Raw genomic sequence first — 16431 nt, 5'->3', positions numbered from 1 at the left:
CGATCAGCAGAAACGAAGAGTTTGAGATACTGAAACTCGACCCGGTTCAGGTGAGAATGAACCGAGAGACCGGGTGAGACAAGCGGAGGACATACATGAGTGAACCCAAGGTGCTGTCGGGGCGTTACGAAGTTCGTGCGCTCCTCGGCCGTGGGGGCATGGCAGAGGTGCATGAGGGCGTCGACAACCGTCTCGGGCGTCGCGTAGCCATCAAACTCCTGCGCTCCGATCTCGCCCGCGATCCGTCTTTCCACACGCGACTCAAGCGCGAGGCCCAGTCTGCGGCCGGTCTCAACCATCCCGGAATCGTCGCCGTCTACGATTCGGGTGAAGAGGAATTCGTCGAATCCGGCGGATCCTCCGTATCCGTGCCGTTCATCGTCATGGAATACGTCGAAGGCCAGACCCTGCGCGAGGTCCTCAATGAACACGGCACACTCACCGTCGACGAGGCGCTCAACGTCATCGCCGGGGTACTCGCTCCGCTCGAGTACTCCCATCGCAACGGCATCGTCCACCGCGACATCAAACCTGCGAACGTCATGCTCACCCCCGAGGGTGACATCAAGGTCATGGACTTCGGGATCGCGCGAGCGCTCAAGGACAATTCGGGACTGACGCAGACGCAGTCGGTGGTCGGCACCGCCCAGTACCTCTCCCCCGAGCAGGCCCGCGGCGAAGTCGTCGACGCTCGCTCCGACCTCTATTCGACCGCCTGCCTGCTCTATGAGCTCCTGGCCGGCCGTCCCCCGTTCGTCGGCGACTCCCAGCTGGCCGTGGCCTACCAGCACGTGGGAGAGACCCCGCAGCCGCCGAGTTTCTACAACCAGAACATTCCGCCGGCCGTCGACCGGCTCCTCCTTCACGCTCTGCTCAAGGACCGCGATACCCGCTATCAGGACGCCTACACCTTCCGTGAGGACGTGCTCGCCGCCCGCGACGGCCGTCCCATGAGCTTCGAGGACGATGTCGAGGCCACGCAGGCGTATCCGATGATGACCCCGCCCATGACCGCTCCGATGGCTCATGCCAACGAGGCCGAGCCCACTCCCGAAACCGGGCCCGTATCGGCGATCATGACCAATCAGGAGGAGCGTCCGCCGCAGAAGCGGTCGCGCGCCTGGGTCTGGATCGGCAGCATCTTCGTCCTCCTCGCCCTGGCCGCCGTGGCCCTGTGGGTGTACGAGATCAACAAGCCGCCTGAGGTCATCGAGGTCCAGGTCACGGATGTGGCGAACATGGACGCCGATGAGGCCGAATCCGCGCTCATCCAACAGGGCCTGCGAGTCGACCGCGACGAGAAATACAGCGCAGAAGTCGATGAGGGCAAGGCGATCGAAACCGATCCTCCCGGGGGCCAGACCGTGGAGAAGGACAGCGTCGTCAAGCTGATCATCTCCTCGGGCCCCGAGTCAGTGAAGGTCCCCGACGTCTCCGGCGAGACCGAGGAGCAGGCGCGGAAGATCATCAACGACGCGAAGCTGCAGGCCGGCACCCATATCTCCCAGAATTCCCCGGATGTGGAGAAGGGCGTCGTCATCGAGACCAAGCCCGGTGACGGTCAGGAAGTCGACGTCGATTCGAATGTCGATCTCGTCGTGTCCTCGGGCATGGTCGAGGTCCCCGATGTCGCGGGCAAGACCGCGGAGGAAGCCTGCAAGATCCTCGAGGGCGATGACTACCGGCTCGGCTGCAAGACCGAAGAGGTCGAAACCGCCGATCACGACGAGAAGAAGGTCTTCGAACAGTCAGCGACCGGTGGCAACGAGGTCAAGCAGGGCTCGGAGATCACCGTGAAGGTGGCCAAGAAGCCGCCGGAGCCGTCGCCGTCGATCCCGTCGGTCCCCGGTGGCATCCCGACCGCTCCCGGCGACGATGACGGCGGAGACGAAGACGACAAGGATGATAAGGACAAGAAGGACAAGGATTCGATGGGCGGAGGGCTCTTCGACGACTGGTCCGAAGGCATCATCGGCAACTGAGATCGCAGCGCACAGCGGCCGGGTCAGTCATCGACTGGCCCGGCCGCTGTTGTCTCCGAAGAGAGTCTGTGGGCGTCGGTGACGCCGGTCCTCACTCCAGGGTGAGGAACAGGTCGGTGCGCATATCGGCGGGATCCGCCTCGGGGCTGGGCTCGGTGACATAGAGTTCGATGAACGGCAGTCCCGGTCGATGCCCGGCCGCCATCGCGTCCTTGAGCAGCTGCGCCCAGGACTCCCCGAGCCCGTCGTATCCGCCGAGGTGGCTGCGCACGGCCATGGAGCCGCCGGGCAGCTCCGCGGGGATGACGATATGGCCGCCGGCGATCGGCTGCGCATTCGTCAGCCCCGTCGACGTGGGGGCCCCGACCTGCAGATCCACCGTTTCGCTCGGCTGTCGAGTGTAGAGGGCGAAGGCCGGTCCCGCGGGTTCGAGTCCCGCCTCGGAGAGCACCGGGAAGAGTCCGGAGAAAGTGGAATCGAAGAGTTCCGGCAGGTCTGACATGTGCACTTCGCGCGCCTCGACGACCGCCGCCGGAGTGGCCGGGACCTCGATGACGGTGAGTTCGGTGAACGGTTCGTCGCGCAGATAGGTCGGTTCTGACATCGTCGCTGGCTCCTGTTCGTCGGCAGTGCACGGCTCCCGAGGCCATGCACGGATCCCGGCGCGGGTTCGGATCATCTGAGCACAGGGATCACTGTGCTCACGATCATAACGATGGGCCGCCTCGGCGAGAACCCTGAGAACAGGGATCGGCGGGAATTCTCAGGCGATCGCGGTCGCCAGCGGCGACATGCCCGCCGCCGCCTGGGCAGCGCCTTCGAGACCGCACACCTCGAGCCAGTTGCCGAGCATGAGGTATCCGTGTTCTGTGAGCACGGACTCGGGGTGGAACTGGACACCGAACAGGGGCTTCTCCCGGTGTTCGATGGCCATGACGATGCCGTCGTCGGTGCGGGCGGTGACGGCGAACTTCTCGAGGTCGAGGGTCTCGTCGACGATCGCCAGCGAATGGTAGCGGGTGACGGTCAGCGGGCTCGGGCAGCCGAAGAAGATGCCTTCGCCGTCGTGGGTGATGACCGAGGTCTTGCCGTGCATGAGCACGGGAGAGTGGGTGACCTCGGCGCCGAACACCTCGCCGAGTGCCTGATGGCCCAGGCAGACGCCGAACACGGGCATGGCGGCCGTCTCCGCCCAGGACAACAGGGGCGGGCAGACCCCCGATTCTGCGGGCACGCCGGGGCCCGGGGACAGGAGCACGCCGTCGTAGGTGCTCACGGTCTCCGCGATCGCGGAGGCGGGGATGTCGTCATTGCGGACGACGTCGACGTCCGCTCCGAGCTCGCGCAGATAGGACACGAGCGTGTAGACGAAGCTGTCGTAGTTGTCGATGACGAGGATCTTTGTCATTGCTCTCCGTTGCGTCATTGTCCGCCTTCGGTCACTGTGGCGTTGTTGAAGGGCATGTACGGGGCGATCACGGGGAAGACGTACTGCATGAGCAGCAACACGACAGCCGCAATGAGGATGAGGGCGAGGATGAGTTTGACCACCCAGTTGCCCGGGAGGATCCGCCAGATGAATGCGTACATATCAGGCACCGCCGTTCTTGCTGACCTTGTCATAGGCCTTCGAGTCCTTGATATTGTCCGGCGCTCCGTCACTGGCCGGTGTCCAGTCCGTGAGTTCGGCGTAGGCGACGTAGCGTTCCCGGGCGGAGAACATCGGGTTGCAGGCCGTCATCGTCAGGATCCGGTCCTTGCCCTTGAAGTCGGGGGCGTCGGGCACGGGCGAGAGCACTTCGACGGCATCGGGGAGGATGATGTCGAAGTTGCGGAAGGTGTAGGTGTAGAAGCCGTCCTTCGTCTGGACGATGATCTCATCGCCCGGGCGCAGGTTCGCGATCTGGTTGAGCGGCTTGCCGTAGGTCACGCGGTGGCCGGCGATGGAGAAGTTCCCGACTTCGCCCGGCATCGCCGAGTTCGGATAGCGGCCCACGCCCATCCGGTTGAGCACGGGTTCGAGATCGACGCCCTCGGCGACGGTGCGGTAGTAGTCGTCGCCGAAGCGCGGGATGTAGAAGATGCCGAAGGCCTCGTTCTTGCCCACGGGATCGGAGACCACGGGTTCGTCCGGGTCGTCAGGCAGCTCGTTCGGATCCTGGTTCGCCCAGTCCTGGGTGAGTTCGTCGGCGAGCACTTCGTTGTCGCGGTTGGCCTGGATGTCCGTCCACCACAGCTGCCAGACGACGAAGAGGATGAGGATGAGACCGGCCGTGATGCACAGTTCGCCGAAGGTGCGCACGGTCCCGCGGATCGGGCCCAGCGGTTCCTTCTCCACGGGCTGACGTCGCCGCTGGCGGCGGGTCGGAGGCCGGCCCTGAGGTTGGGGTGCGGCCTGAGGTTGGCGTTGATCCTCGCCGAGGCGGCCGTGCGTCTGCGATCCACCGTGACCCTGGGGCACCGCGGGCATGGCCTGTGTGGCCTGCGCGTGGGTCGGATGGGGCTGGTCGTAGACGGGAGGGGCGTCGGAGTAGACGGCGGTCGGTTCGCCCTGGGCCGCGGCTGCTTCGGCTTCCCTGCGCCGCAGCTCGCGTCGGCTGGGCAGCGGCTGATCCCCGGAAGCACCGGAACCGTCCGCAGGCGGACCGTCGGAGTGACCGAGGTGCTGGTCGCCGTAGTCAGATGGAGCCTGCCGTCTCTGAGCAGGACGGATAGTGGGTCGCGAGGGCGGATTCACGCCCGGTTCGTTACCCGAGGAGGAACTATTCACCACTTCTGCTCCGTGACTGTCACTGCATTGTCGGGGGCCGTCGAAGAAGACAGGCGGGGACACCCCTATGCACTCTATCCTATGAGAATCGTCGTTCGGGGCGCGCTCGGGGCGCTTTCAGGGTAGTCGGAGTTTTTCACTGTGACCCCCGCCCCGAGTAGACTGGTCTGCGATCGTCCCCAACCATTCATTCGGCGACCCCAACGACGGTCGGCCGACAAAGGAGTACTTGTGGCCAAGTCCAAAGGACGCCCCCAGCGCACTTCTCGCACTTCGTCGGCGGCCAAGGCGAAGCAGGCCGAATCCGCAGAAGCGGTCGAAGCGACCGAGATCGAGGAACTCGAGACCGAATCGCTCAACACCGATGTCGCCGAGGCTGCTGACACCGAGTCGGACGCGACGGAGTCTGCTGCGGATGATCTAAAGGACGATTCCGCGGATGAGGACGCAGCGGACTCCGAGAAGGCTTCCGCGAAGGACTCAGCGACCGCGGCCGCCGGGAAGAAGACCAAGGCGTCGAGGGACGAGAAGTCGTCGAAGACCTCCGACTCGAAGGCCTCTGATTCCAAATCATCGGCCTCCAAGACAACCGGCTCGAAAGGTGCGGCCGCCAAGCGCACGTCCCGTTCGGGCAATCCCGCCAAGCGCCCGCAGGGTCGCAAGACCGCGAGCTACACCTCGACCTCGGGCCAGCAGACCATCAAGCCGAACCCGAGCTGGTTCCTGCCGGTCCTCATCGGCCTGCTGCTCATCGGCCTGATCTGGCTCGTCACCTTCTACATCACCCAGGGTGCTCTCCCCGTCGAAGCGTGGGGCAACTGGAACATCCTCATCGGCTTCGCCTTCTTCGTGGCGGGTCTGATCATGTCCACACGCTGGCGGTAGCCGACCCCGGCCGCAGACGCTGACGATTGTCTGGTCGTTCCGCGGTGGTTCCGAGCTCGGAATCACCGCGGAACGACCAGACAATCTGCATTCACCGGTCCACGTTCGCACCGGCAGCGGCGCTCCAATCGCTCCGACAGCTGCGCCACGGCATCAACAATCCACAAGCGCCGAGTTATACCCAAGCCGGGTGCGTCGCTTGTGGAAAACTTATTTAGGCCTCTGACCAGTCTAAACACACAGGTGTAAGTTATCCACGTTGTGGATAGAGCTTGTGGACAAAGAATTTTCCACCGCGTAGTGCACACAAAGCGGCTTTTGTCTGGTAATAGCCTGATAGCACCTGTGCGACTTCGCCCAGCAGACGAAAACGTCGCACTCTGCGACTGAGTCCATGGCCCCAGCAGAGTTCAGAGTCCGAGCTCCGAGCTCAGGGCAGAGCTGAGAGGCCGGCCAGCTTCCACGCTTCGCCGGCTGCCAGGAGCACCACCAGACCCACCGAGGTCGACGTGAACACGAGCGTCCGTGAGCGCTGCGGCCCGAGCAGCCCCGCACACCCGAGCACGAATCCGGTGAGCAGACCGCCGAGGTGGGACTCCCAGGACACGCCCGCGACGAGGAATCCGTAGCCGAAGTTGAGCGCGACGAACACGAGCACCCCGGCGATGTTCCGGTCGAGCCGACGGGTCGGGGCCAAGAGGACACCGACGATCGCGAACACTGCACCCGAAGCACCGATATGATGCGTCACCCAATCGACGCCGAGGGGATCGGCCAGCAGGAGCACCATGGCCGATCCACCCGCAGTGCCGATGATGTAGACAGCCAGGAACTTCCAATGCCCCAATGCCCGCTCGACGAAGGATCCGAAGAAGAACAGTCCGATCATGTTCGCCAGCAGATGGAACGGTGAGGGCTCCTCGTGGACGAGAGCGACCGTGAGCACCCGCCACGGCTGTTCGAGCGTGAGTGCGGGAACGAAGCTCAGTCGGCGCAGCAGGTCGAGGCCGGGAATGAGCTCCGCGAGGAACGCCACGATGGTGACGATGAGGAGCGTGCGGGTGATCAGCGGCGGGGATGCAGAGAGGGCCCGGCCGGTTTCCCGTGCCGAGCCCTCCTCAGGTGTGTCCATCACACCATGGTACTCAGTGGTCCTCTACGGACAGTGGCTCACTTCGCGGTGACCTCGACCTTCTCGATGACGACCGGCTCGACCGGCTTGTCCATCGCAGCGGTGCGCACACCCTCGATCTCGTCGACGACCCGCTGCGAGGCTTCGTCGGCAACCTCGCCGAAGATGGTGTGCTTGCCGCTGAGCCAAGGGGTCTCGGCGGTGGTGATGAAGAACTGCGAGCCGTTGGTGCCGCGTCCCATCCGCTTGCCGGCGTTGGCCATGGCCAACAGGTACTTGCGGTCGAACTGCAGTTCGGGGTGGATCTCATCATCGAAGGTGTAGCCGGGTCCGCCGGTGCCGGTGCCCAGCGGGCAGCCGCCCTGGATCATGAAGTTCGAGATGATGCGGTGGAAGCCGAGGCCGTCGTAGAAGGGGCGCTTGGTCGGCTCGCCGGTCGAGGGATCGGTGAACTCACGCTCACCCTGGGCGAGTTCGACGAAGTTGGCCACGGTCTTCGGAGCATGATTGCCGAAGAGGTTGATGGTGATGTCACCGTGGTTGGTGTGCAGGACTGCGGTATGTGTCGAAGCTGTAGTCATGGCCTCATTCTTCCACGCCGAGGCGGCGAATGCAGGTTCGCACCAGGTCCATTGCCCAACCTGTCAGGCGATCCGCAGACAATTCGATGACATCCGCTGTCCACAGGGTTGCCCCTAGGCCGTAGACTGGTCAATGATCACCTGACCACCGACATCTAAGGATTGGGAACTGTTTATGTCGAAGAAGCCCACTCGAGATCAGCTCACTTCGAAGCTCGATTCCGCGAAGCAGACGTCGCTCCGAGTCCTGGCAGATGCCAGCGAGAACGCGGCCCCGAAGCTGCGTGAGGCCGCAGACAAGGCTCGCCCCCAGGTCGAGGCGCTGGCCGGCAAGGCCGAAGAGTTCGCTGAGAAGGCGCGTCCGCAGGTCGAAGCTCTCGCCGACAAGGCCAATGATCGGGTCCACGACTGGGCCGACAAGCTCGAGTCCTACCGCCCCGAAGCCACCGAACGCGCCGGCAAGTTCGCATCGAACGCCGCGACTTCGCTGTCCGCTGCCGAGACCCCGAAGCTCATCGATGACCTGGCTGTCCGCCTCACCGGTGACAAGAAGGCCATGAAGAAGGCCCGCAAGGCTCTCGCCAACGCCGGCAAGCGCATCGAGAAGGACACCGCTCGCAAGTCCGGTGGCGGAAAGGCCGCACTTGTGTGGACCCTCGTCATCGGTTCGGCCGCCGGAATCGGCTACTACGTGTGGAAGAAGGCCCAGCCGGTCGAGGATCCCTGGTCGACCCCGCTGCCGAACAACCGTCCCGCCGATGCCCGTCCGGTCGGTTCCACCCCGGCTTCGCGCCAGGCCGCGGCCACCGAGGTCTCTCAGACCGCTGTGCCCTCGACCAAGGCTGAGGCCGCAGACGAGGTCCCCGCACCGAAGCCGGCTTCGGAGTCGGCTGAAGGCTCCGACGCCAAGCACTGAGTCACTGACGACTGATCAGTGACGCTGTTCAGTCACCAGGCGAATCCACGGATTCGCATGACCCTCACCGAGGCGGCCCACCGTTATGGTGGGCCGCCTCGGTGTTTCTGTGCGCGTTGACTCCCTTCTTGCTACCTGACGGCGGCCCAGCAACCTCGCGCGAGGTTGCTGGGCCGCCGTCAGGTAGCAAGAAGGGAGGGAGAGCTTATTCGGCGTCGAGGACCTCGCGCCCGCCGCGCGGGAAGCCTCCAGCTCGGCGGGCGGCCACGAGACCGGTGATCGTGAATGCGAGGGTGGCGGTGAGGATGAGCAGCAGCGGTGCCGTCCACCCGCCGGTCGCGGTGTTGAGCCAACCGGCGAACGGCGGGGCCAGAGTCGCTGCGAGATAGCCGCCGAACTGCACGCGCGCCGATGCTGACGCGGTCTGGGCGTCTGTGCCGGCGGTGCGTGCGATGATCGAGAAGATCGCGGTGAATCCGCCGCCCTGGGCGATGCCGCCGGTGGTCGCCCACAGCCAGTACGAACCGGGTGCAGCCAGCAGACCCACGGGCAGGGACAGCCAGAGGACTGCGACGATCGCCACAGGCACCCACGGCTTCGTCTTCACTGCCAGCAGCGGCACTCCGAAGGCGCCGAGGATCGCCGCGATCTGGAACAGGGATGCCGTGCCTCCGGCGGCGGTCGGGACGAGCCCGATGGTGTCGCCGAGGTAGCTCGGCAGCCAGGTCGTCGTCACGTAGTAAGCAGTCGACTGCCCTGAGAACGTGATGATGAGCAGGGCGATGATCACTCGGAAGGAGGCGGGAGCCTCGGCCCACGACTGCTTCGCGGCGGGGGCGGCCGCCTCGGCGAGTGAAGGGTCAGTCGAATCTACGACCTCCGCGGCAGCGCGGGCAGCCTCCCCCTCGCGGCGCACGCGCACGCGGATGAGCACCATCCAGAAACCGAGCCCAGCGAGGGCGAGAACACCCCATGCGGCCAGCGCCCAGCGCCAACCGAAGGCTTCGGCCAGGGGGCCGGTGCCGATGAGGGTGGCCATCGACCCGACGTTCATCATCGCCGAATACAGGCCGGTGACCAGCGATACCTGTTCCCACGGCACCTCGCGGCGGATGATGACGGGGACGACGATATTGCCCAAGGTGATCGCCAGGCCGATGATGCCGGTGCCCGCGAGCACGAGCCAGGACGGGCCGACCGAACGCAGAACGGTGCCCAGCAGGACACCCGACAGGCACGCGAGAACCGTGGCTTCGGCGCCGAGGCGGGTGATGAACTTCCCCGCCAGCGGCGTGGCCAAGGCGAACAGCAGAACCGGCAGACCGGTGAGGAGACCGAGTCCGGCCGCGCTGAACCCCGTGCCCTCCTGGATGTCGGGCAGGATCGCGGTCGGCGCGATGATCGGGGTGCGCAGGTTGAGGGCGAGGATGACGATGCCCAGAACGATCCAGGGCAGCATCCTCTTTGCGGTCGGCCGCTGAGGCGAACTCACATCCGCTCGGGCACGCGGATGCCGAGCACCCCGAGACCGGCCTGGAGGACCTCGAGCACGATCGCCGAGAGCCGCAGGCGGGAGTCGCGCAGCTCGGGGGTCTCGGCGATGAGCACCGGGCACTGCTCGTAGAACGAGGTGAATGCCTGGGCGAGATCGAACAGGTAGGTGCACAGTCGGTGGGGCGTCGACCCGGCGGCCACCTCGGTGACCACATCGGAGAAGCCGAGGATCGACAGCGCGAGCTCACGTTCGGCAGCCTCGCCGAGGCTGATCGCGGCGTTCGCGACCTGGGAGGCGTCGACGCCTTCGGCCTCAGCTTTGCGGCCGATGGAGCGGATGCGGGCGCCGGCGTACTGGAGGTACGGGGCGGTGTTGCCGATGGGGGCGAGCATCCGGTCGAGGTCGAAGGTGTAGGAGGTGTCGTGCGCGACGGACAGATCGGCGTACTTCACCGCACCGATGCCGACGATGCGGGCGACCTCGTCGGCTTCCGCAGGCTCGAAGTCCACGCTCGACTCCGCCAGTGTCGTCTTCGCCCGGGTCACGGCCTCTTCGAGGAGCTCGGCCAGGCGCAGCGGGGCGCCGGAGCGGGTGCGCAGGATCTTGCCGTCGGAACCGAGCACATTGCCGATCTTCACGTGTTCGGGACTGAAGGTCTCCGGCAGCCAGCCGGCTGCGCGGGCGACGGTGAAGACCATGTCGAAGTGCATGGCCTGCGGGGTGCCGACGACGTAGAGGGCACGGTTCACACCGAGGTTGATCGCGCGGTTGCGCACGGCGGCGAGGTCCGTCGTGGCGTAGCCGTAGCCGCCGTCGGACTTGCGGATGATGAGCGGCAGGGGTTCGCCCTCACGGCCGGTGAAGCCTTCGGGGAACACGCACAGCGCACCATCGGAGATCGTCGCCAGGCCTTTGGCTTCGAGCTCGTCGCAGACCTCGGCCAGCACGTCGTTGTAAGTGGACTCGCCGGCGAGGTCGTCGTCGGTGAGGGTGACGTCGAGGAGCGAGTAGATGCGGTTGAAGTATTCGCGGGAGTAGCCGACGAGCGTCGTCCACAGACCCAGGGTCTCTTCGTCGCCGCCCTGGAGCTTGACGACGCGGGCCCGCGAACGCGTGGCGAAGGCCTCGTCGGAGTCGAACTTCGCCCGGGCAGCCTGGTAGAAGGCGTTCGGGTTCTCGGACACCTCGGAGGCCTCGGCCGAGTCGACGCCGACGTCGAGGAGGTGCTCGATGAGCATGCCGAACGGTGTGCCCCAGTCGCCGATGTGGTTCTGGCGGATGACCGTGTTGCCGAGGAATTCGTGGGTGCGGGCCAGAGCGTCACCGACGACGGTGGTGCGCAGGTGGCCGACGTGCATCTCCTTGGCCACATTCGGGGCCGAATAGTCGATGGCGATGGTCTGCGGATCGGTGTTCTCCGGGGCGGCGGCGACTCCGCCTGCGGTCAGGGTGGAGGCGAGGAATTCGGGGGTGAACGTGAGGTTGATGAACCCGGGCCCCGAGATCTCCGGGGTCTCGCAGACGCCCTCGAGATCGAGGTTCTGAACGATCTGTGCGGCGATATCGCGCGGCTTCGACTTCAGTTCCTTGGCCAGGGGCAGCGCCACATTGGCCTGGAAGTCTGCAAACTGGCTGCTGCGGATGACGGGATCGCGCCTGGCGAAGTCCTCACCGAAGGCCTGGATGAGGGCGGCGGCGAAACGGTCCGTGAGCACAGAAGTCAGAGATGGCATATGGCCATTCTATTGCCGGGTGCAAGTTGCCTGGACATCGGTTCCGGCCCTCGGTCGCCGCACAGTCGAGCTTGTAATGTGGGTCACGTGACTTATCTTCGCTATCCCCATATCCAGTCCGATCTCATCACCTTCACCGCCGACGACGATGTCTGGCTCGTGCCCTCCGCCGGCGGCCGCGCCTGGCGGCTGACCTCCGATCATGCGCCGGTCCGATCACCGAGGATCTCGCCCGACGGAGCGCATGTCTCGTTCGTGTCCTTCCGCACCGGCCAGCCGGAGCTCATGGTCGCCGAGGTGGCCACCGGGGCCCTGCGCCGGCTCACCTGGATGGGTTCGACGGCGATGACGATGCTCGGGTGGTCTGACGCCACCCATATCCTCGTCGGTGCGAACGCCGGGGAGTTCGAGGTCCGCAACCATGTCGTGAAGTCAGTGAGCCTGAACGGTGAGATCGATCGGCTGTCGTTCGGTCGCGCTTCGGGTCTGGCCCGGCACCATACTGGAGTGACGGCGCTGTCGACCCCGTTCTCCCGTCCGCCCGCGCACTGGAAGCGCTACCGGGGAGGCACCGCGCCGAGGCTGTGGCTCGATCGGGTCGGCAACGCGAATTCTGCCGGCATCGGCGATGGGTCCGGGGCCCGGTGGCAGCGCCTGCTGGGCGAGGACGAGGCGTCGCTGACGGATCCGCTGTGGGTCGGCGATTCGCTCGTCTTCACCTCGGACCGGGCCGCGACCTTCCCTCACCATGCCGATGAACAGGCGAACCTGTGGATCATCGACGGTCTGGCCACCTCGGCGAATGCGAGTGGGGCCGCCTCGACGTACCCGGGCGCCGCGGTCGAACCGCGCCAGCTCACTCACCAGACCGAGGCCGACGGCTATGTCCGTGACGCCACGACCGATGGCACCCGCATCGTCTGGCACTCCCGTGGGCAGATCAAGATCCTCGACAGCCTCGATGCGGCCGTCCGCACTCTTGCAGTGACTCTGCCGGGCACTCAGGTGCAGCCGCTGAGCCTCGATCCGAAGACCGGGCTCAACAGCATCAGCCCTGACCAGGCAGGCAATGCCTCGGTCGTGGAATGGCGCGGCAAGACCTTCTGGCTCGCCCACCGCGAAGGTCCGGCCCGGGCACTGTGCGCGGATTCGTCGATCCGCACCCGCGAACCCCTCGTCCTCGGGGACACGGGTTACGCCGCATACATCACGGATGTCGAAGGGGAAGACGCGATCGAGGTCGCGTCCGTGACCGGGGACAAGCCGCCTCGGCGAATCGGGGCCGGAGCCCTGGGACGGGTCCTTCACCTGCAGGCGGATCCGGCGGGGAAGATGCTCGCCACGATCTCCCACGACGGATCGATTCGGACCGTCGAGGTGGGCAACGGGCGGACGCGGCTGGTCGGGCATTCGAGTCATGGCGAGGCGCGGGATCCGCGGTTCTCACCCGATGGGAAGTACCTTATTTGGTCGCAGCCGACGCAGGGTGAGGAGCTGCTCGCGCAGCTGATGATCGCCGAGGTGAAGTCGGATCGTCAGGCCCAGCCGCTGACGACGGGCAAGTTCAACGACTTCTCACCGGCCTTCACCCGCGATGGAAAGTTCGTCGCGTTCCTCTCCGATCGCACCTTCGATCCCTCGTACAACCAGCATTCCTTCGACCTGTCGTTCAACGGCGTCACCCGACCGTGGCTGCTGCCCTTGGCCGCCGATGAGCCCGCACCGTTCGGACCGAGCGCCGGCGGGTGGGCGATCAGCGAGGTCACCGAGGAGGCCAAATCCGAGCGTGGACGCGGGGACAAGACCGTCGCCACCGTCGAGGTCGAACTCGAGGGCGCGGAGGAACGCATCGTGCCGTTCCCCGTCGCCTCGGGGGTCTTCCGTGATCTCGACTCCGCCGAGGGCGGCCTCGTCTGGCTGCGCACCGGCGACGTCGAGGCCGGTGAGCTCGGCACACAGCGGGCCGGGGATACCGGTGACAAACCCGCCGAGGTGGTCCAGTACTTCGACTTCGCCAAGCGGAAGGTCACCACCGTCGTCGACAAGGCCGACGAGTACGAGATCTCAGGAGACGGCAAGCTGCTCGTCGTGCGCAGCGACGATGCGATCAGCGTGGTGCCTGCGAACCGGAAGGTCGAGGCCGACGATGATGAGTTCGTCTCCGTCGACCTGTCGCGTCTGCGGTTCGAACTCGACCGTCGGGCCGAGTGGCTGCAGATGTTCGAGGAGAACTCGCGGATCATGCGCGACCACTATTGGCGCGAAGACATGAACGGGGTCGATTGGGAGTCGGTCACGCTGCGCTGGCGTGCCGTGGCCGCGAAGGCCCTGACTCACGACGATCTCGTGGACGTGCTGTGGGAGACCGTGGGTGAGCTCAACACCTCGCATGCTTATGTCACGCCGCCGTCGGGGCTCGGCGATGGGTCGAAGAAGCTCGGCTTCCTCGGTGCGGATCTCGCCAAGACGGCGGATGGATGGACGATTGAGCGCATCCTTCCCGGTGAGAGCAGTGAACCGGATGCCAGGTCGCCGCTTCGGCAGGCTGGCGTCGGGGCCCAGCCCGGCGATGTCATCGTCGCCGTGAATGGTCAGCCCGTCGACGAGGCGGCCGGTCCCGCCGCTCATCTGCAGGGCGCCGCGGACACGATCGTCGAGCTCACTCTGCGCCGCGGTCGCAAGGACCGCACGGTCGCGGTCATTCCGCTGGCCAGTGAGGAGAAGCTGCGCTACCAGGATTGGGTGCGTTCGCGCCGGGAGTATGTGGCCGAGAAGTCCGCCGGCCGCATCGGCTACGTCCATGTCCCGGACATGACCTCCTACGGTTGGGCGCAGCTGCACCGGGATCTGCGACAGGCCATGGGCTGCGAGGGTGTCATCGCCGATGTGCGTTTCAACCGCGGCGGGCACACGAGCGCGCTCGTGGCCGAACGCTTCGCCGACCAAGTGGTTGCCTGGGGTGCGGCTCGCAGCTACGACCAGATGGACCGGGACCCCGAGGATGCTCCGCGCGGCCCCGTGGTCTTCGTGGCCAATGAGTTCTCCGGATCCGACGGCGACATCATCAACGCGCGGGTGCAGGCGAAGGGCATCGGCCCGGTCGTCGGTGTGCGCACGTGGGGCGGCGTCGTCGGCATCGACGGTCGCTACGACCTCGTCGACGGCACCGGTGTGACCCAGCCGCGCTACTCCTTCTGGATCGAGGGCAAGGGCTGGGACGTGGAGAACTACGGCGTCGAACCCGATATCGAGGTCGAGCACGATCCCGGTCAGCTCTTCGCCGCCGACGATCCGCAGCTCGATCGCGCCATCGCCGAGGTGTTCGCCGGCCTGGCCTCGGCACCGGCCGCACAGCCGCCGGAGTTCCCACCCCCGCGCGTGCAGGCGCTGAAGAAGGACGGATCCGGCGTCCCCGAGGCTCCTGCCGAGGACTGATCTCCCGCCACCGAGTGGCCGCCAGCGCACGCGAAGCGACGTGAGGGGCCGCCCGGTCCGGCCATGTCGTGGGGAGTCATCGGGTTCTGATCCAGTCATCGAGTTTTCTCCCGATGACTGGATCAGAACCCGATGACGAACCGAACGAAACTCGATGCGTTCCGGGCTCTACCGTTCGGCCGGGATAAGGGCCCACATGGCGAAGGCGAGCAGCACGAAGCCCGAGATGACGCCGCTGATGACGGGGATGAACGCCGGAGCCGCCGCGAAGAAGGCGATGAACCCGCCGATTCCGCAGAGGGTGACGACGGTGGCGAGGACATGGAATCGGTTCAGCTTGAACACATATCCCAACGCATAGAAGTGGGTGCCGACGACGAAGGCCACCCAGGCCACGCCGAGTTCGGGGTGGCCGAGGCTCGAGAGCACCCGGGCCCCGGCGAAGAGTGCGATCGCCTCGATGAGGACGATGATCCAATACGCTCGGCCGAACGGCGGCTCGCGGCGGCGCCCGGGTTCACGATCCTCCGCTGACATCGCCTGCCTGCGTTCGGCCCGGAGACGCACGAGGGACCGAACCGCGACGACCGCAATGGTTCCGAAGGCGATGATTCCCGTGGCCATGACCAGCGTCCGGCCCAGCGAGGAGAACGATGAGCTGTTGATGATGAGGAACAGCAGCCCGAATGCCCCTCCGATCAGGGCACCGATCTCGGCTCCTTCGGCGGTGCGGGGTCGGGTGGCGGGGGATTCGGGCATCGTCGTCCTGTCATGGTGAGCGCGTCGACCCTGTTGACCGACACAAGTGTGGCGCTCGTGCACGCTCCATTCTTACACCGCTTCGACCCCCTGGACGGGGAATTGCCGCGATTGATTGCCATCAGCCTCTGCATCCGGGTCCCAGTGCATCCGCTCACGCCGCCGGCCAGACGGTCCGTCGATCCGAGAGCCAGACGGACCGAGGCCACGCAACGGCGCACTCAGATGCCGTAGAACTCGGCGAGGTCGTCGGTGGTGACATTGGCACCGCTCGCCGCGGGAATGATGTCGGCGGCAAGGACACGTGTCGCGGCATCGCCGCTCGGATGCCCTTCGACCCGGACGAACGCCGTGTCCGTTCCGGGCTGGTCCACATAGGTTCGGATGATCGTCTCCAGGACCGCATGCAGGGAGTCAGCCACCTCGTAGGAGCTGCTGCCGGCGAGCGTGAGCACCCCGCCGATCGTGGTCCCGGCGGAGAAGCTGTCCTGGAACTGCACCTCGCCGTCCAGATGCTCCGGCATGGCTGTGACCGCGGAACGGAGGGCATCGGCGACCGCGGCCGGGTCGGTCTGGGCCTGCCGAAAGCATCCGGAGAGGGCGATGCCCGCGACTCCGAGTGAGGCGGCAAAGAATCCGCGGCGTCCGAATCGTCCCATGCGGTCATTGTGGCATGGGCGAGCGCCCGGCCGCGGTCACACGACCGTCTCCGGGTCACTTACGCACCTTTTGCCATTGGGCAA

The 16431-nt window shown here is 65.9% G+C and carries 14 protein-coding genes; 4 read left to right on the top strand and 10 right to left on the bottom strand.

Features of this window, described 5'->3' with window-relative positions; all coding sequences use genetic code 11:
• Positions 1-95: 95 nt before the first annotated feature.
• Positions 96-1982 (top strand): Stk1 family PASTA domain-containing Ser/Thr kinase, encoded by a 1887-nt coding sequence (pknB, locus tag BI49514_RS06365; RefSeq protein ID WP_101545284.1) that lies wholly within the window; start codon positions 96-98, stop codon positions 1980-1982.
• A 91-nt stretch (positions 1983-2073) separates the two neighbouring features.
• Here the strand turns inward: pknB and BI49514_RS06360 are convergent, their stop codons facing one another.
• The 4 genes from BI49514_RS06360 to BI49514_RS06350 all read right to left on the bottom strand — a co-directional run bounded on the left by BI49514_RS06360 (position 2074) and on the right by BI49514_RS06350 (position 4719).
• Positions 2074-2586, bottom strand: coding sequence for a GyrI-like domain-containing protein (locus BI49514_RS06360; RefSeq protein WP_101545282.1), 513 nt, complete (start codon positions 2584-2586; stop codon positions 2074-2076).
• Positions 2587-2745: 159 nt separating this feature from the next.
• A complete protein-coding gene (locus BI49514_RS06355; RefSeq protein ID WP_101545280.1) occupies positions 2746-3390 on the bottom strand; it encodes an anthranilate synthase component II in 645 nt (214 codons plus the stop codon).
• 14 nt (positions 3391-3404) lie between these two features.
• Positions 3405-3572 carry a hypothetical protein gene (locus BI49514_RS16510; RefSeq protein WP_167443994.1) on the bottom strand — a complete coding sequence of 56 codons (168 nt, stop codon included), beginning with the start codon at positions 3570-3572 and terminating at the stop codon, positions 3405-3407.
• Position 3573: 1 nt separating this feature from the next.
• On the bottom strand, positions 3574-4719 hold the full coding sequence (locus tag BI49514_RS06350; protein WP_244195285.1) for a class E sortase: 1146 nt from the start codon (positions 4717-4719) through the stop codon (positions 3574-3576).
• A 264-nt stretch (positions 4720-4983) separates the two neighbouring features.
• Between BI49514_RS06350 and BI49514_RS06345 the strand changes: the two genes are divergently transcribed.
• Entirely contained in the window at positions 4984-5637 is a 654-nt protein-coding gene (locus tag BI49514_RS06345; RefSeq protein WP_101545278.1) for a cell division protein CrgA, read from the top strand.
• A 430-nt stretch (positions 5638-6067) separates the two neighbouring features.
• Here BI49514_RS06345 and BI49514_RS06340 read toward each other — a convergent pair whose 3' ends face one another.
• Positions 6068-6769, bottom strand: a complete 702-nt coding sequence (locus tag BI49514_RS06340) for a rhomboid family intramembrane serine protease (protein ID WP_101545276.1) — start codon at positions 6767-6769, stop codon at positions 6068-6070.
• 38 nt (positions 6770-6807) lie between these two features.
• Entirely contained in the window at positions 6808-7350 is a 543-nt protein-coding gene (locus tag BI49514_RS06335) for a peptidylprolyl isomerase (RefSeq protein WP_101545274.1), read from the bottom strand.
• A gap of 175 nt (positions 7351-7525) precedes the next feature.
• Here BI49514_RS06335 and BI49514_RS06330 point away from each other — a divergent pair, with 175 nt between their 5' ends.
• Positions 7526-8266, top strand: coding sequence for a hypothetical protein (locus tag BI49514_RS06330; protein ID WP_244195284.1), 741 nt, complete (start codon positions 7526-7528; stop codon positions 8264-8266).
• A 205-nt stretch (positions 8267-8471) separates the two neighbouring features.
• Here BI49514_RS06330 and BI49514_RS06325 read toward each other — a convergent pair whose 3' ends face one another.
• Both BI49514_RS06325 and argS read right to left on the bottom strand, forming a co-directional pair.
• On the bottom strand, positions 8472-9725 hold the full coding sequence (locus BI49514_RS06325; RefSeq protein WP_101545270.1) for an MFS transporter: 1254 nt from the start codon (positions 9723-9725) through the stop codon (positions 8472-8474).
• A 29-nt stretch (positions 9726-9754) separates the two neighbouring features.
• Positions 9755-11494 (bottom strand): arginine--tRNA ligase, encoded by a 1740-nt coding sequence (gene argS, locus BI49514_RS06320; RefSeq protein WP_101545268.1) that lies wholly within the window; start codon positions 11492-11494, stop codon positions 9755-9757.
• An 87-nt stretch (positions 11495-11581) separates the two neighbouring features.
• Here argS and BI49514_RS06315 point away from each other — a divergent pair, with 87 nt between their 5' ends.
• The gene (locus tag BI49514_RS06315) at positions 11582-14929 is read left to right on the top strand and encodes a S41 family peptidase (RefSeq protein ID WP_244195283.1); all 3348 of its coding nucleotides are present in this window, start codon (positions 11582-11584) and stop codon (positions 14927-14929) included.
• Between the two features lie 168 nt (positions 14930-15097).
• Here the strand turns inward: BI49514_RS06315 and BI49514_RS06310 are convergent, their stop codons facing one another.
• A complete protein-coding gene (locus tag BI49514_RS06310; protein ID WP_101545264.1) occupies positions 15098-15688 on the bottom strand; it encodes a hypothetical protein in 591 nt (196 codons plus the stop codon).
• 221 nt (positions 15689-15909) lie between these two features.
• Complete coding sequence (locus tag BI49514_RS06305) at positions 15910-16347, bottom strand: hypothetical protein (RefSeq protein WP_244195282.1); 438 nt, start codon at positions 16345-16347, stop codon at positions 15910-15912.
• Between the last annotated feature and the right edge of the window lie 84 nt (positions 16348-16431).

Origin of the sequence: Brevibacterium iodinum ATCC 49514, assembly GCF_900169265.1 — a bacterium.
Lineage (GTDB): Bacteria > Actinomycetota > Actinomycetes > Actinomycetales > Brevibacteriaceae > Brevibacterium > Brevibacterium iodinum.
This window is presented reverse-complemented; position numbering and strand designations above follow the sequence as displayed.

What these genes read in the sequence shown, in the direction of transcription:
- BI49514_RS16510 (WP_167443994.1), bottom strand. Translation starts at nt 3,572, where the DNA reads ATGTACGCATTCATCTGGCGGATCCTCCCGGGCAACTGGGTGGTCAAA.
- argS (WP_101545268.1), bottom strand. Translation starts at nt 11,494, where the DNA reads ATGCCATCTCTGACTTCTGTGCTCACGGACCGTTTCGCCGCCGCCCTC.
- BI49514_RS06310 (WP_101545264.1), bottom strand. Translation starts at nt 15,688, where the DNA reads ATGCCCGAATCCCCCGCCACCCGACCCCGCACCGCCGAAGGAGCCGAG.
- BI49514_RS06340 (WP_101545276.1), bottom strand. Translation starts at nt 6,769, where the DNA reads ATGGACACACCTGAGGAGGGCTCGGCACGGGAAACCGGCCGGGCCCTC.
- BI49514_RS06305 (WP_244195282.1), bottom strand. Translation starts at nt 16,347, where the DNA reads ATGGGACGATTCGGACGCCGCGGATTCTTTGCCGCCTCACTCGGAGTC.
- BI49514_RS06355 (WP_101545280.1), bottom strand. Translation starts at nt 3,390, where the DNA reads ATGACAAAGATCCTCGTCATCGACAACTACGACAGCTTCGTCTACACG.
- BI49514_RS06335 (WP_101545274.1), bottom strand. Translation starts at nt 7,350, where the DNA reads ATGACTACAGCTTCGACACATACCGCAGTCCTGCACACCAACCACGGT.
- BI49514_RS06360 (WP_101545282.1), bottom strand. Translation starts at nt 2,586, where the DNA reads ATGTCAGAACCGACCTATCTGCGCGACGAACCGTTCACCGAACTCACC.
- pknB (WP_101545284.1), top strand. Translation starts at nt 96, where the DNA reads ATGAGTGAACCCAAGGTGCTGTCGGGGCGTTACGAAGTTCGTGCGCTC.
- BI49514_RS06330 (WP_244195284.1), top strand. Translation starts at nt 7,526, where the DNA reads ATGTCGAAGAAGCCCACTCGAGATCAGCTCACTTCGAAGCTCGATTCC.
- BI49514_RS06325 (WP_101545270.1), bottom strand. Translation starts at nt 9,725, where the DNA reads ATGCTGCCCTGGATCGTTCTGGGCATCGTCATCCTCGCCCTCAACCTG.